This window comes from Bdellovibrio sp. MYbb2, assembly GCF_056175685.1.
Map to the genome: position 1 here is coordinate 214337 of NZ_JBJKJI010000001.1, position 14722 is coordinate 229058.

Below are 14722 nucleotides of genomic sequence, written 5' to 3' on the forward strand. Positions count from 1 at the left end.
TCTATGAGAAATATTCTGTTGGCATTGCTTCTTCTTGGATCTTCACAGGCGTTTGCCTGGGGTGGCCGTGGTCACGACACCATTTGCCGTGTTGCCACTTTCCTGGTGAAAGAACCGGGCCTGAAAGAATACCTGCAGCACAAACCCCAGATGATGGGACACCTGTGCAACATGCCGGATTTTTACTGGAAAAGCCTTGGTGGCGATGCTGCAAAGCTGGGTAATTCCACCCACTTCATCGACATCGAAGTTATTGGCCTGGATGTAAAAGACATCACTGTTGATTACAAACAACTGATGACTGACTTCACCGGCAAACCGAACAAATTCAAAAATGACGGCTCCACGATCAAGTCCATCCCTCAGGAATTCGGATCTTCCTGGTGGAGAGCTGACCAGTTCATGCGCCATATCGCCGGCCTGAAAGAAGACTTCGCGAAAGCCAAAGCGCCAACGAACTTCAAAGAAGAACAGGACAACGAGCTTCCTTACAACAAGCTGGCCTATGATATGGTCGTGTCCATGGGTCTGATGGGTCACTTTGTTGGCGACAACTGCCAGCCATTCCACACCACGGCGGACTATGACGGTTATGCCGCCGGTCACGGTGGCATCCATGCTTACTTTGAAGATCAGGTTGTTGGCCAGTTCGATGGCGACCTTGACTATCTGGTGCTGAAGGCGGCTCGCGGAATGAAAAATCCGGAATTCATGAAACCGAAAACCGCCATTGAGAAAATGAAAGTTCTTAGTGTGATCTCCAACAAAGAGATTCCAAAGATCCTGAAAATGGATCCGGTCACCAAGAAGTCCACTCTGGTGAAAGAAAAAGGCATGGAACTTAAAACCGCGGCAGAACGCCAACCGTCCTCTGTGGCCTTCAAAAAAATGAAACCGATCATCGTGACCGAAATGGCTCGTGGTGCGGTTCTTTTGGCAGCGCTTTGGGATGAAGCCTATGCTTCTGCAGGCAAACCAAAAATCGGGGCTTACAAGTCCTACAAGTATCCGTTCACAGTTGATTTCGTGGCTCCGGACTATATCGAAGTTCCGAAAACAGAAGATAAAAAATAGTTCAAAAAAATGTCCACTGCTTTTCTGGCGGTGGACATTTCCTTTTAATGTTTGTGGGCTTGAATCGCGTAGTCCATCATTCCCTGGAAATCCACAATCACAACAGGCTCATCACCCACCACCCAGGCATCATGTCCCGGTGGAACCAAAGATACATCTCCGGGTTTACAGTCTATTTCTGTGCCATCATCCATCTTGATTCTGAGTACTCCTGAAACATGGTACTGAAAGTGCGGAGCTTCACAGCTGTCGGTTTGCGCGATCTCTTTCACTGATTTGGACCAGCGCCAGCCTGGCTGCAAGGTGGCACGTCCCACCACGGCCTCACCGAAACGAACCAGCTCCAGACGCCCGTTTGGAAATTCCCGAACTTCATCGGCGGAATCAAAATTCAATGAAGAAAGAGTTCCGCTGACCTTCGCAAATCCCGCCGAAGAATTCGGTTTCTGGGTCGAATCGGAAGTTTGTTGTGTAGCCATAATAACCTCCTGTAGACACATTCTACTCCCGAGTGCTTAGCCCCTCAAATCTCCGACCTAACCCCATGCCGGACGCCACTGGCCGAGACCCGTTTGCATTCTTCCAGATTCTTGGACCAGGTCCCGCATTTAAGATCAAAACCACACCAAAGACCCTTCATAAAGAACCTATTGAAACTGAGCCCGGCACAGCCACTGCTTAATGTTCCAGTCAGTAACGGAGTTCAAATGAAAGCATTCACTCTTCACACATTGAAACTGACATTACTGGGCATTCTGGGCCTGCATCTGGCAGTCCATGCCCTGTATCTGGCGCCCAACAACCCTGCGACACCTCAATATATGAACTTTGTCGACACTTACATGGGAACGTTCTTCACCCAGAACTGGCACCTGTTCGCACCAGAACCGGCCACCTCAAGCCTGCAATTGTCCTATCGTTGCGACAGTCTGCAAGCCTGGAAGTTTCCTTTGAACGACCTGCTTGATTCCCACAAGTCCCTTCCCGTGACAGCCAAAGGAAAGCAGACCTACGTTCTGCAACATTTAGCCCGCGAAATTTTTAACAGCAAGATTCTAAAAAAAACAGACGCTGCCATGGATGAACTGCACATCCTGCAAAGATACTTGCAAGACCAGTGCGGCGAACAAGCCGCCGCCGAAGTGCGAATTCAGCGCGTGTTCACTCAAGACTATTCCAAGCGCTTCTCTAACACCGAAGTGCGTACCGAAACCTTTACCTTCGGTATCAAACAGAAGTCCTTCGCATGGAACTGATTCAGCAACTGAAAGAATTCTATCTAAAGCTGCATCTGGAAGTAAAATCCCTGCAGGCACTGCGCTTTGCCCGCCGCCTGGTGTATGCCTGGGCCTTTATCAACTACGGCATTCTTGCGACAAAGGCCGCCTATTTCTATTCCAGCAGTGCTTACATTCCGGCCAAGGATTTCGACAGTCTGAATCTGTTGGAAAAATCCTTGAATCTTCTGCACTGGGGACCCTTCGCCGACGCTTATCCCGTTTTTCTGGCGCTAACTCTGGTTGCGACGGCTTTTGCCTTCTTTGAAAAGGCCCCCCGCACCTCTGCGGCGGTGGTTTACTTTCTGATGATGAATCTGGATAACAAGGCTTATGTGACTTTGGATGGCGGTAACAACCTGATGCATCTGGTGACATTCTATCTGATCTTCATCAACACCAAAGAAACACAATCCGCCTTTTCAATCACCCTGACGAATCTTGCAGCACTGATGATCAAAATCCAGGTCACTCTGGTCTACGCTACCGCCGGTCTTTTGAAAGTCATGGGGCCTTTGTGGAACAAAGGGGTCGCCCTTTACTACACCATGGGAGTCAGTGAATACGGCAACCACGGGATCTTTAACACCCTTTCCAACTATCCCCTGCTGCTGGCAGCAATGACGTTGGGAACTGTTCTGTTTCAAATCTCGCTGCCTTATCTGATCTGGCAGCGTAACTGGAGACCCTACATCGTGCTGATGGGAACGGTTTTGCATCTTTCGATTTCTTTGGTGATGGGTCTGTTCATGTTCGGATTCGCCATGTGCGTAAGTTACTTCTTTTTCTATGAAGACGAAGAAAAAGGACTGTTTGGATCCTTACTGAAAAAGGTGCGGGCATGAAATTCAGAAAAATTTTGAGCCATACTTTCACCGTCCTGATCTATTCCTGGGTGGGCCTGCAGTTCTTTTCCTGCAGCCCCGAAGTCCAGAAAGTGAAGGAAAGTGAATTAGCCATCCATCTGCAGAATACTTGGCAGGAGCTAAAGAAAGACAATCTGATTCACGGAAGCATTCTGATTCAAAAAGGCTCTGACGTGCTGTTTGCCGAAGGGGACCTGAATAAGGTTTATCCCATCGCCAGCATATCGAAGTCCTTTGTGGGTTTGATTTACTTTCACAAGTCGCAGCAGGGTTTAAAACTCGACACCCCGGTCTGCCACTGGCTGAAAAACTTCTGCGCCGGAGACTTGCAGAAGATCACTCTTCAACAGCTGTTGGATCATAAGTCCGGCTTTGGCCGGGATCTGAGCCTGGTAAGCTTTTTAAAACGCTCCATGAGTGCTGACTGGAACTTGCAGGATATCGACACACTGGTTCTGGAAGACAAGGACCTGAAATCAGCACCCGGGGAAGAATTCGGATATTCCAACTTTGGATATCTGGTTCTGTCCCGGGTTCTGGAAATCATTGAGCAGAAAAACTTTTCCCAAATCCTGCAGAATCACGTGCCCACTTCCACAACGGCCGCGATTCAAAAAGGTGACAGACTTCCGGCATATGCACTGATACCGGGAAGCTCAATACAGTGGCAGCTGCACAAGGAAAGTTCTTTGTATAAATCCGCTGGTGCCGGAGGCATCAAGTCTTCCGCCCTGGATCTTATGCGGTGGCTGGGACAGCAGCGACAGACGCTGCCACTGCTGAACAAGGACAAGCACTACTCACTGGGCTGGGTGCGCTCTGAAAAGCAGTCTTATCAGGCTTACTGGCACAATGGGGCGACACCGGGGTTTTACTCGCTGGTCGCGGTGATTCCTGAATCAGATTTGAAGATCGTGATTCTGACTGACAACTATAAATTTATAAAACACTGGTCCGACAGGGCCGAAGTATTTGAACAATACCTTTACTAAGGAGGAAAAAATGAAAAAGTTTATCACTGGGGCACTGGCCGGCTTGGTTCTTGTCTCTTCAACCGCGCACGCTCAATTGTGCAGCCCGGTCACCCGCCCTGCAGGCGGCTTTGTTCCACCCATTGTCGTGAAAGAACGACTTAAAGAACTCCGGCAGGAACTGGGCGACCGCAAACTGGAAGAAATTTTAGGAAGACCTGTCTTGGTTTCACTGGACAAGTATTCTGAGATGGACCCCAAAGGCATTAACGCCAATGCCTTTGTTGCCGCCGCAGCAGCCGGAGCCGCCGCTTCCGTTGTGGAGTATGTTTGGGATCGCTATGTTGGTAACGGCCCGAGTGATCGTTATATTCAGGAAGAATATTTTGATATTCGTCCCGGCACTGTACCCGTATTGCCGGCCGATCAACCGAAAGTTGGCGGACGCGACATCGGCCCCGTAGCGCTGACACCGGCTGCTGTGGGAACTGCTGTCGCCGGAACAGTTGCTTACAAAGCGGCTGAATACAGCATGCGAAAAGTCTTTGGCGATCCGAACAAGGACATCCGGAGGTATGACGAAAGAGACTTTGATATTCAAAGAAACTACCAGAACTAAGCTCCCCTAAAAGCCCGCCAAAAGCGGGCTTTTCTTATTGTCTCATTCTGAAACCCTCGTTTACAGCTGTATGCCGTTGCAAGGCCTCTGTCATATCTTTAGACGCCCAGTTCTTCCAGGCTTGGTTTGACCGGGGCACAAAGCTCGCACTCTTCAAAGTTGGAGAAAAACTTTTATTAAGGAGAGAGAGCATGAAAAAGAAGATTGTATTGGCGATGGCTATCATTATGGTTCTGGGTTCTGTTAAAGCGATGGCTTTGAGCTTTGAGGATGAAAACCAAATTACCAAGACTTATGCTGCTGAACAGGATTGGAAAGAACGTCAAAACTTAAACCCAATCGAAGAAATTTCAAATGAAGTCCGCGAAAAGATTTCCAAAATTAGAGCAATGAAAGATGCAGATCAGGTGGAACTATCCAAAGCAGCTGAGGCAACCGCAGCTGATGCGACGGCAAGACTTAACAACCTCAAATCCTCCCAAGACATCCGTGCAATTCAGGATCTATCAGCACAACTCGATGATTCATTCAATAGTCTGAGCAGAATGGACCAACGCAATGACATTCGCGGACTTCGCGTTCACGAAGAGCTTCGTTACTAATTATTAAAGAGGATTAAATGAGCATGCGTAACTTTATAAAGCTACTTGCAAGTTTCTCGATCATCCATGTGGTCGGCGCATGCTCATTCAAAAAAGGCGACGAACAGAAAGAAAAATACCAAATCAACACGCTGAATAACGGCACCAGCAAAGCAATTTTATGCGCTAATTCGACCAACCTGTTTATTGATGACTTCCAAACACTTTTATCTCTAAGTACCAGCTCGAATGAAGAAGATTTATGTACGTCAATTTTGAACTTCAAACGGAAACAGGCCGAAGGCACTTTGCTTCCCGGCGATACTGTCATTTTTGAAAGTATCGTAGAAACCGTTACTAACTTAGTCAGAGAAACTGATACGACAAACAAGAAACACCGGTTTCAGGAGTTCACTCCATGGGCCACCAATTTTGCCAGGACCTTAAAGAACTATAAAATCAGTCCACTTATAAGATTAAACAATCTAACTTCAAATTCACTACTTAACGTAGATCTAATAAATCCTGACTTTGCGGAAAAGAAGATCTACATCTTTGCGGATTCAGATCATCTTTCAAAATATGAATTTTCCAGCTATTTTGATGCGCTCACAAAAAAGCTGAGCCTTGCGACTGTTTGCAGCGATGATGCTGTAACACTTTCTCTAAGATCAAAAAGATTCAACTCTCACACTATGAGCATACTTGAGCGTTGCAGACTAGACCAATCGTATCAACAAGTGACCATCAATCGTTCTTACCTGTCAGCCCCTATTTCCAACGAGGAAATTCAGCTCTTCAAAGCCGCTATTAGCAACAATTTGCTATCAAATAATTCGAAAGGCATTACCAGAAGTAGTGCGCTAGTAACCTTCACATCCGCTGTCAAAAGAAATGATATCCGACTATTTGAAATGGCCACCTATGCCTTCAATGATAAGTCCCTAATTTTTTATAGCTTGGCGTTGGCTAAAGACATTGACTATGATCTTGAAAAGTTCATTCGAGAAAATTCTCGCCCTCTTGCTGAATCCCTGCGACCTCACTGGAAATCCCAGGAAATTATCTCTACACTAAAAAGCCGCGAGTCTTCATCTCTGTTTAATTACCTTTCACAGAATGACATTATCCCCAATGCACAGCAGTCCGAAGAAATACTTAAAGGAATTACTGCCGCTCGAAAAGAGCATTCAGCAACCATCGAGCTTTCCTCCCTCGAGAGTTTTGTTCTACTTTTAAAAAGTAATACTTCTACCAAGTTTCCAGATCACGTCAGAACGCTTAATCTTTCTGATGAAGAACTTTTACTGATAGTCAGAGGTTCTGACACCTCGTATGAACTCGCACAACATTTTGGGGTCAGCTTCAGCCCGCTGGAAAAGATATATCTTCAGAGCGCAATTGGGGGTGTTCCAGAATTTTCAAAAAACAAAAAAACGAAGTTGTATATTACAGGGTCATTCCTGAAAAAGACCTTTTTCCCTATAAAAGGAGAGACTTACGGCGATGAACGAGCGTTGGGGTACTTTACTGACGAAACAAACTCCTACTATCTCAAGATGAATGACCTCTTCGAAGCTCCAATTGAGGAGATTTCCTCCAGGATTCTTTGGGGCCCAGACTCGCTGCTTTCCCCGATCCACGAAGCTCCCTCCAAAGAAGCTCCTGAAGAAGTAAAAAGCACCTTCCTAAGTTTCGCCGAATATGCCAGAGGCAAACACGGAAGATCTCTCAATACCAAATAGTGTGCGGCTTGTTCAGCATTTCCGCGACTAGAATCAAGGAGAAAGACCCGGTGCGAACCGGGTCTTTTGTTTTTTAAGCCGCTCGGGCCATCGGCATCTGGTTGTGTTCTTGGACGTGCTTTTCAATCATGTCCAAAATAGTATGACCGGCCTGTTCATCAATATTCTGCCCCTCAATCACGCTGCGCTGAAAGGCAAATGGGAATCCTTCACCGGAAGTCGCACGCACGCCGAATTCCAGTCGTTTATTAAGGAAATAATACAACGGACCGGCAATAAGGCCGATACCAAACACCGGCAGCAGACACATTCCGATCACCAATGCCTCTTTCCACGGGCGAGTGTAGCCAAAATAGCCTGTGCAGACTTTTGAAACCGGAATCACCACACGGCGCGTGCCGCCCCAGGAAGACGCGGTGTATGTCACCTTTCCGTTGCTCAGGGTGAATTTCACTGTGGGGTCCATGCCCACCAGACTTAGCATAAAGCCAATCAAGCCCGCCTGACGGCCTTGAATAGAGATCATGGGTTCATTCGGTGCAGGGTTGTGATTTACTTTCCAACTTTTGATAACCAAAGACATAAACGTCCTCCTATGTTTGAAGCCCCTATTTTTTCGGAGTTTCCCGTTTTGAACTTGATGCGCTTGAAAAAGAATTGAATGCGTCCAGAGTGCGTACGGGCTTAAGCAGAAAATCATTCAAGAAAAGTTCAAATCTCGTCCAGTCAGGCTTTTGCTATCCATTATACTTGAAACCGTTTACGGCACGTTCAATACTTTAATTTGATGAACAGCCCGGTCCCTATTCTTGCTATCGATGATGACATCTCTTTCCTGAAAAGCCTTTCTACGGCTCTTCAGGCGCGTTATCGTTTGCACTGTGCTGCCAATCTGGAACAAGCGCAGCAGATCCTGAAAGAACAAAGCATCCAGGCCATTTTACTGGACTTCAATTTGGGAAATGAAACCGGGCACGAAATCCTGAAAGCCCTGAACGCCGATCCACAGCGGCCACCGGTTATTGTGGTGACCGGTGAAGTCACCGTAAAAATGGCCATTGGATTTTTGAATCTGCAGGTCTTTGGTTTCCTGGAAAAGCCGCTGTCCCTGGCGGATCTTTTGCGTCTGCTTGAAAACGCGGTCTCTACCGGAACTCAAAGCGATATCATTAAAGGACGTCACTTCGAACTGGATCTGAAAAAACGCACAGTCCGTTACAACGGTGAAGATATCGTTCTGACCCAAACTCAGTCCCAGATTGTCAGCTTCTTTATCCGCCATCGCGGAACCACGGTTGAACGTGAACAGCTGATCCAGCATTTATGGGGTGAAAGCCACGTCAGCCGCAATGCACTTGATACGCATCTGCTGAATATAAAAAACAAGCTTCCTCCATTCCGCACCAGCCTTCAGGTGATTCACGGACGCGGCTATTGCTATGAAGATTAATTCATTCAGCTTTCCTGCGGCAGTTTCCCTTGTCGCGGCTTTGCTGACTTCGGTCACCATTTATCCGGATGTCTTCAGAGTGGAACCCCACCTGCAAAGCATTTTTCTAGCAAGCAAGCTGGGCTTTATCCTGCTGACCCTGGGAATATCGGCCTTCTTTTTCTTCAGTCGGCGACCCGAAGCAGACACTCCCCGTTTCATTCTTTTTGTGGCCTGCATTGCGTACTGCCTTTCGATGATGTGGTTTCTGCCTTTGTACGAAGCGGCCTATCTTCAATGTGCCATCGGCTGTGCCTTCATCAAAACCAAACGACAATGGCTGTTTCCTTCCGTCTTTGGCGTTGGGATGCTGGGTTTCCTTGCGATGTACGAACTTCAGGATCAATTGAACTGGACAGTGCCACCGCCTTCCCGCAAGGACTGGATCACGATTATTCTGTTCTTCTTCATTCTGACCTGGATTATTCAAAAGTACGCCATCAATACCTCCAGAAGAGAAAAAGAACGTCTGATGCGCCTTAGTCGCATTGGGCATGAAACCCAGCGTCTGCTTCATGACGTAAAGGGCATGCTGTCTTCGCCCATCCTTCTTTTTGAATCCATCAACGCCGATGCCAGCCAGTGGACCTTTGAGGGCTACAAAGCCCAGGTGCAGAACCTTAACAGTGAGATGAAGCATGTGCGGGATGTTCTGCGCTCGGTAAATCTGATGTCTAAACCGCAAAAAGACATCCGTGAAGTCTGTGTTTCCCAGGCCTTTGGCAATGCCTGTCAGATTTTAGAGCGTCGTCTGAAAAATATTGAAATCAGCTCATTACCCAGCCGAATGGTTCAGTCTGATGAAGACGTGCTAAGGTCCGTCTTCTTTAATCTGCTGCTCAATTCCATGGAAGCTTTCGAAAGAAAGAAAACTGCATCACCAGCCATTAAGGTTTTCTGGAAGAATGAAACTTTGATCTATCAGGACAACGCGGGCACACTTTCTTCCGACATCAGGGACGAAGGTGGAAACTCTGGAATTGGGCTTGAAATTATTCATGCCGACTTGCATGACCTTGGCATTTCAGCCCGCATCAGCTTTGAATCTTCAGGGCTGCACGTGTCCATGCGCTTTCCCGCAAAGACCGCTTAACGTGCTGTGAGTGTGCTTCCCGCCGAAGCCGCCATAATACAACCGATGGCCACCCACTGCGAAGGCATCAGCGATTCGCTCAGGAACAAAATTCCGATCATCGTCGCAAACGCCGGTTCCAGACTCATCAGAATTCCAAAGGTTTTTGCCGGCATGTTTTGCATGGCCTTCATTTCAAGTGAATACGGCAAGGCACTGGAAAGAATCGCAATTACAAACCCCATCATCCACAACGATGGATTCACCACCTGATCAAAGTTCGTATACAGACCCACCGGGAAAGTCACCGCCGCCGCAAAACACATTCCCACCGCCGCAGTTGCGGAAGAGGAATTTTCTTTCCCTGTCGACTTGCCAAAGACAATGTAAAGAGCCCAGAAGAATCCCGCCGCCAGCGCCAGCAAAACTCCGACCATATCCAACGCCTGACTGACTTCAGACAAAGGCAGAATCAGATAAATACCCAAACCCGCCAGCACCGCCCACACCAAATCCAAAATGCGCTTTGAAGAAAACAGCGCCACTGTCAGGGGTCCCGTGAACTCCAACGCCACGGCGATTCCCAGAGGAATACGTTCAAGAGCAAAATAGAACAGAAGATTCATCAGCCCCAGGGAAATACCATAAGCTGCGATTCTGCGAAGACCGAGTGCTGTAAATTTTTCTTTCCATGGGCGCATCACCAAAACAAGAATCAATGCCGAAATGAAAACCCGCAACGCTGTGGTTCCCGCTGGTCCCGCCACCGGGAAAAGCCCCTTGGCCACCGAAGCGCCAAACTGAATGGAAAGCATGGCGATCAAAATGAGATAGATGGATTTATACAGCGGTTGCACTCAAGGGTTCTCCGTCACTTTTCTAACAGGTGCGCGCGCTCTTGGGCCGAAAGTGTCAGGCCGGTCTCACACTGAGAATCGCGCTTGCTAAGTGCCTGACAGCAGGTCGATGGATTCTCATCTTTAAACACCCACCATGGCACGATCATAGCAATAGGTGTATGTATACCGCTTGTTACAAAGGAGTTCAAAATGACATTCACTAAAATCATCACAGCAGCAATCATCACAATGTCAGCTACAGCTTCTTTCGGTGCTACTAAATGTGCAGACAAAGCAAACATGGGCCGTCACGCTCACACAGCTTCTCAGTCCAAATTTTCCCCGACTGTGAAGGTTGTTAAGACTGCTACAAACTCTGGCATTCAGTAATTAGCTAATTTAATTCAAGTTCCCCCAAACCCAAGCCTTCCCCCCAGGGCTTGGGTTTTCCCTTTTCTGGACCACTGGTCTTCGATTGAAATCCTCTTGAATGGCCAACTCAAATCACTGCGCCCTAACATGAGTATTCCATCAAACATATAGGAGATTAATTTGATGAAGATTCAAATCTTGAAGTGTTCGTTGTCTGTGGCCCTTCTTTCTTTGGCAGCTTGCTCGGGTGGCGGCGGCGGTGGTGGCGGTTCTGCAAGTGGAGATGTTGCAGCCCCAAGTTCCAGTATCACAGCACCTCCAACGGCGGCGAAAGGAACTTCCGCTGAAATGGACACCATCTCCGGCAGTGGCGCTCAAACAACCACTTTGCTCAACAATGCGGTGAGCTCATTTGATATCAGCACATTTACAAGCCAGCTTCCGGCATTCCACAAACCACGTGGTGGCGACTCTTGCATGCAGGCGATCACTCCTGAATCTGACTGGGTCGATCAGGATCAGGATGGCTTCAAAAAGAACCTGAGCGTGAAATTCGTTAACTGCACCGAAACCGAGACCGATGGCGACTTTGCAGGTTTGACCTGGATTGAAAACTCCAGCCTGACTTCCACCGATGCCAATGATTCTTCACCAGAATCCAATGGTTCAATGACAGGCAAAGGCGACACCACCTGGAAAAACGGCTCTGGAACTGTGATTGCGAAAGGCTATGCAGCCGGAAGCCTGACCCTTGATATCGCCAAAGCTACAATGGTCATGAACTACAAAAATGGTGGCTACAACAATGCCGTTGAACCTAAAATTGAAAATGGTTATATGGCCTTCTGGTTGACCTTGGCAGTAACTGATCCGGAAACCAGCGCAGCATCGACTGCAACAGGCTACGTCCAGATCTATAAAGAAGGAAAAGGCCTGGTCACTTTGAGCATTGCCTCTTCAGGTTACAACTTTGATGAAGCGGACCGCTGCTTGAAAGGTGGCTCGATCACGCTGAAATATGCTGATGGCTCTACCGCCGCCGGCCCTACGGCGAAAGACATTTGCTTCACTCAACAAGCAAGCAAATAAAATCAAAAAAACCCCGCTCTTTCGGAGTGGGGTTTTTCATCAGATCTTCAGCAGGTATCCAGTCCCATGAATCGAGGACAGCCGTCCTTTAAGCTCCGGCACCTTTCGCTTCAGATTATACAAGTGAGTGTCCAGAGAGTTCTTCACGATGTGGCGTCCGCCCCAGATGTTTTCTTCCAGTTCAATACGCGTGACCAGTTGATTCTTTTTATCCATTAGAATTCGTAGAATCATGTATTCCACTTTTGTCAGGGCATGACTGTTGCCGGACACATAGATGCTGCGGTTTTTATCATCCAACGAGATGTGCGCTTCATACCAGCCAATAGCGGCAAGGCGGCTTTGCAGGTCCCCTTCATTGATAGGTTTTTCCAGGAAACCGCTGACGCCGCTGTTAACCGCACGAATAGCCATGTCCTTGTCAGCATTCCCGGAAACAATCATGATAAAGGCGCGAGGACTGCGCTCACGAATCGGCGGAATAAGCTCAAAGCAAGTCTGTTCATCCAGCGTGTGATCCAGGAAAAACAGATCCCAGGACTGATCTTCGATCAATCGCTTTGCTTCCGCGAAAGTGGAAGCACACTCAATCTTTCCCAAATGACTGAATTTAGCCTGAAAAAGCAGGGCGAAATCCTTGTTGTCATCAACAAGAAGTATCTTTTTCTCCATGGCTCCTTCCAACGTTCAATATTACCAATAAAGAAATCTGTTATACGCTTTAGTTGTTAAAGCTATGTTAAAAAGTAAACTAACATCAACTTAGTCAGCAGACATTATAAGAGTTTGTCTCGCCAATCTATTTGAGTTTTTCTTGATTTTTATAGAAAAGACCTTAAATATCCATCGCCCGAATGGATGATGTGCTCCAGTCCGAATACCGAAACGGTGTTTGTACAAGGTCAAATCTGCCACGGCTCAGACTTTCCATCACATTTGCAGCGACAATTTACTCAATGATGATATGTATTTACAAACGTATTTACATTTTCCACTTGCTGGAGTAAATTAAAGATGAAACTTGGGATAGAGTTCGACGCCGGAAACACAGTCAAACTTACCAAACATGGCCTATCCCTTGCCGAAATCGAGCGCTTCTTTGAGAACCAGCCTGTTTACACGCACGACGACTCTCACTCAAGCGATGAAACTAGATTTATCGCCTTCGGCAGCCTGGAGTCTCGACTCATTTTTGTAGCTTTTACGATACGAGCGGCGAAGGGAACTTTATGGATACGGCCCATATCCGCTAGATATGCACGGCAGAAGGAGATAAGGAAGTTGTATGAAAAGAACTTCAAATAGAAAACAACAGACCTCGAAGGACCCACTGGATCGGGACCTCTCTCATCTTGTTGCCGAAGGTCAATGGCATGCGCTGGAGGATCTCTATGCATTGGAGATCAAAAAAAAGGACACCACAATCACCTTACGGGTTCCGGCTGATTTATTAGCTGAACTGAAGGCTCTTGCGGCAAGAGACAAAACGGACTATCAGAAACTGATTCGGAAGGCACTGATTGAGCTTGTGATCAAACGGGCATCCTAGTTTTGCCCCGTACCTGGAAGACTTTCTGCTGCAGAAAAACAAAAAAGCCCAGGGGTTACCTGGGCTTTTCGTTCTCTCACTTTTAAGACTAGGTCTTAGAAAGTGTAAGTGTAAGCAACTTGAGAGAAGAAGTTGTCAGAGTCGATTTTACCACCAACTGTATCAGAGAAGGTAGCATCGATCATGCTCTTACCGAATTTGATACCTGCGCCAGCAGCCATTTTAGTGGAGTCTAGGTCAGTTTTATCGCCAGAAGCATCGTCTTTAGTTTCGTTCAGGATCACGTTTTGAGAAACGGATGCACGAAGAACCAACCAAGAAGCTGCATTGTGCTCTACGCCCATGTAAACTGGAAGCAACAGAGACTCAGAAACATCTTTAGTTTTAGAAGAAGCTACTTCTACACCGTAGAAGAAGTTGCCTTCTTCAGTTTTGGATAGAGTGTTAACCATACCCAATTTGTAGGAAGTTGTTTCTGCCTCAGAACCAGCCAAAGCGCCATCGCCTTCAACTTTGGACATTTTTACGTTACCGTAGAATTCCATTTCTGGAGATACGTGGTAACCAACAGTTACGTTAGTCAAACCTTTGGATTCAACTTCAGCAGCAACTGTGCCGTTGTCCATTTCAGACTTGCCAGTGAAACCTTGAACCAATTCGAAGTCCCAAGTGCCATTGGAAGCTGCAACTGCAACGCCCATAGAAGAAGCTTTAGCTTCGATAGCGTCGTTTTTACCGTTGGAGTACTTCGCAGTCACACCCCAAGTCCAGTCGCCCATTTTGGAAGCGTAGAACAGGTTCAGACCGTTTTGCTCTTTCAACAACAAACCGTTGCCTGGAGCGCCTGCTTCGATAGCAGCGTTAGCTGTATCAATTGCAGTAGAGAAATCTGCAGAACGGCGACCGAAGTAAGCACCGAATGCAGAATCGTCACCGTGACGTTTTACGAAACCACCTTCAGCGTGAGGAGTTGCATTACCAGTACCACCCCATTCGATAGTCGCTTGTTCAGAAAGCGCCATGAATTGGTAAGGTCTGTCAAACGCAGTTTGGAAATCCAAAACGTGACGTGAGTTAGCCAAAGCCTCTACACGTGCTTTAGAAGCCATTGCTGCTGGAGCTGCTGCCATAGTCAAAGCTGCTGCTACTAGAATCTTTTTCATTGTTGCATCCTTTCGT

At 47.3% G+C, this 14722-nt stretch carries 18 protein-coding genes; 13 read left to right on the forward strand and 5 right to left on the reverse strand.

The window, feature by feature from the left end:
- The first annotated feature begins 3 nt into the window (after positions 1-3).
- Positions 4-1074: a hypothetical protein gene (locus AC04MQ_RS01055; RefSeq protein WP_475390657.1), complete on the forward strand. Its 1071-nt coding sequence runs from the start codon at positions 4-6 to the stop codon at positions 1072-1074.
- 44 nt (positions 1075-1118) lie between these two features.
- Here AC04MQ_RS01055 and AC04MQ_RS01060 read toward each other — a convergent pair whose 3' ends face one another.
- Entirely contained in the window at positions 1119-1553 is a 435-nt protein-coding gene (locus AC04MQ_RS01060; protein WP_475390659.1) for a cupin domain-containing protein, read from the reverse strand.
- Between the two features lie 228 nt (positions 1554-1781).
- Here AC04MQ_RS01060 and AC04MQ_RS01065 point away from each other — a divergent pair, with 228 nt between their 5' ends.
- The 6 genes from AC04MQ_RS01065 (at position 1782) to AC04MQ_RS01090 (ending at position 7133) form a co-directional block, all read left to right on the forward strand.
- The gene (locus AC04MQ_RS01065) at positions 1782-2330 is read left to right on the forward strand and encodes a DUF5819 family protein (protein WP_475390661.1); all 549 of its coding nucleotides are present in this window, start codon (positions 1782-1784) and stop codon (positions 2328-2330) included.
- Complete coding sequence (locus AC04MQ_RS01070) at positions 2321-3196, forward strand: hypothetical protein (RefSeq protein ID WP_475390663.1); 876 nt, start codon at positions 2321-2323, stop codon at positions 3194-3196. The genes AC04MQ_RS01065 and AC04MQ_RS01070 overlap by 10 nt, the downstream gene beginning before the upstream one ends.
- Complete coding sequence (locus AC04MQ_RS01075) at positions 3193-4209, forward strand: serine hydrolase domain-containing protein (RefSeq protein WP_475390665.1); 1017 nt, start codon at positions 3193-3195, stop codon at positions 4207-4209. The genes AC04MQ_RS01070 and AC04MQ_RS01075 overlap by 4 nt, the downstream gene beginning before the upstream one ends.
- Before the next feature lie 10 nt (positions 4210-4219).
- A complete protein-coding gene (locus AC04MQ_RS01080) occupies positions 4220-4807 on the forward strand; it encodes a hypothetical protein (RefSeq protein WP_475390666.1) in 588 nt (195 codons plus the stop codon).
- A 191-nt stretch (positions 4808-4998) separates the two neighbouring features.
- Positions 4999-5409 (forward strand): hypothetical protein, encoded by a 411-nt coding sequence (locus AC04MQ_RS01085; protein WP_475390668.1) that lies wholly within the window; start codon positions 4999-5001, stop codon positions 5407-5409.
- Positions 5410-5426: 17 nt separating this feature from the next.
- The gene (locus AC04MQ_RS01090) at positions 5427-7133 is read left to right on the forward strand and encodes a hypothetical protein (RefSeq protein ID WP_475390670.1); all 1707 of its coding nucleotides are present in this window, start codon (positions 5427-5429) and stop codon (positions 7131-7133) included.
- Positions 7134-7206: 73 nt separating this feature from the next.
- On the opposite strand, the gene AC04MQ_RS01095 is transcribed toward AC04MQ_RS01090, so the two are convergent.
- A complete protein-coding gene (locus tag AC04MQ_RS01095; protein WP_015089615.1) occupies positions 7207-7716 on the reverse strand; it encodes a hypothetical protein in 510 nt (169 codons plus the stop codon).
- A 204-nt stretch (positions 7717-7920) separates the two neighbouring features.
- On the opposite strand from AC04MQ_RS01095, the gene AC04MQ_RS01100 reads away from it, so the two are divergent.
- Together AC04MQ_RS01100 and AC04MQ_RS01105 are read left to right on the forward strand one after the other, a co-directional pair.
- On the forward strand, positions 7921-8583 hold the full coding sequence (locus AC04MQ_RS01100) for a response regulator transcription factor (protein WP_475390672.1): 663 nt from the start codon (positions 7921-7923) through the stop codon (positions 8581-8583).
- A complete protein-coding gene (locus AC04MQ_RS01105; RefSeq protein ID WP_475390674.1) occupies positions 8573-9715 on the forward strand; it encodes a sensor histidine kinase in 1143 nt (380 codons plus the stop codon). Before AC04MQ_RS01100 ends, AC04MQ_RS01105 begins: the two co-directional genes overlap by 11 nt.
- Here the strand turns inward: AC04MQ_RS01105 and AC04MQ_RS01110 are convergent.
- Positions 9712-10509 carry an EamA family transporter gene (locus tag AC04MQ_RS01110; RefSeq protein WP_475392009.1) on the reverse strand — a complete coding sequence of 266 codons (798 nt, stop codon included), beginning with the start codon at positions 10507-10509 and terminating at the stop codon, positions 9712-9714. The genes AC04MQ_RS01105 and AC04MQ_RS01110 overlap by 4 nt on opposite strands.
- Positions 10510-10743: 234 nt before the next feature.
- Between AC04MQ_RS01110 and AC04MQ_RS01115 the strand changes: the two genes are divergently transcribed.
- Both AC04MQ_RS01115 and AC04MQ_RS01120 read left to right on the forward strand, forming a co-directional pair.
- On the forward strand, positions 10744-10923 hold the full coding sequence (locus AC04MQ_RS01115; RefSeq protein WP_088566413.1) for a hypothetical protein: 180 nt from the start codon (positions 10744-10746) through the stop codon (positions 10921-10923).
- Positions 10924-11088: 165 nt separating this feature from the next.
- Positions 11089-11994 (forward strand): hypothetical protein, encoded by a 906-nt coding sequence (locus AC04MQ_RS01120; protein ID WP_475390677.1) that lies wholly within the window; start codon positions 11089-11091, stop codon positions 11992-11994.
- A 39-nt stretch (positions 11995-12033) separates the two neighbouring features.
- Here AC04MQ_RS01120 and AC04MQ_RS01125 read toward each other — a convergent pair whose 3' ends face one another.
- Complete coding sequence (locus tag AC04MQ_RS01125; protein WP_041576871.1) at positions 12034-12666, reverse strand: response regulator transcription factor; 633 nt, start codon at positions 12664-12666, stop codon at positions 12034-12036.
- A 342-nt stretch (positions 12667-13008) separates the two neighbouring features.
- Here AC04MQ_RS01125 and AC04MQ_RS01130 point away from each other — a divergent pair, with 342 nt between their 5' ends.
- A complete protein-coding gene (locus AC04MQ_RS01130) occupies positions 13009-13299 on the forward strand; it encodes a BrnT family toxin (RefSeq protein WP_475390679.1) in 291 nt (96 codons plus the stop codon).
- A complete protein-coding gene (locus tag AC04MQ_RS01135) occupies positions 13280-13543 on the forward strand; it encodes a CopG family antitoxin (RefSeq protein ID WP_475390681.1) in 264 nt (87 codons plus the stop codon). The genes AC04MQ_RS01130 and AC04MQ_RS01135 overlap by 20 nt, the downstream gene beginning before the upstream one ends.
- A 95-nt stretch (positions 13544-13638) precedes the next feature.
- Here AC04MQ_RS01135 and AC04MQ_RS01140 read toward each other — a convergent pair whose 3' ends face one another.
- Positions 13639-14706, reverse strand: coding sequence for a hypothetical protein (locus tag AC04MQ_RS01140; RefSeq protein WP_475390683.1), 1068 nt, complete (start codon positions 14704-14706; stop codon positions 13639-13641).
- Positions 14707-14722: the final 16 nt, after the last annotated feature.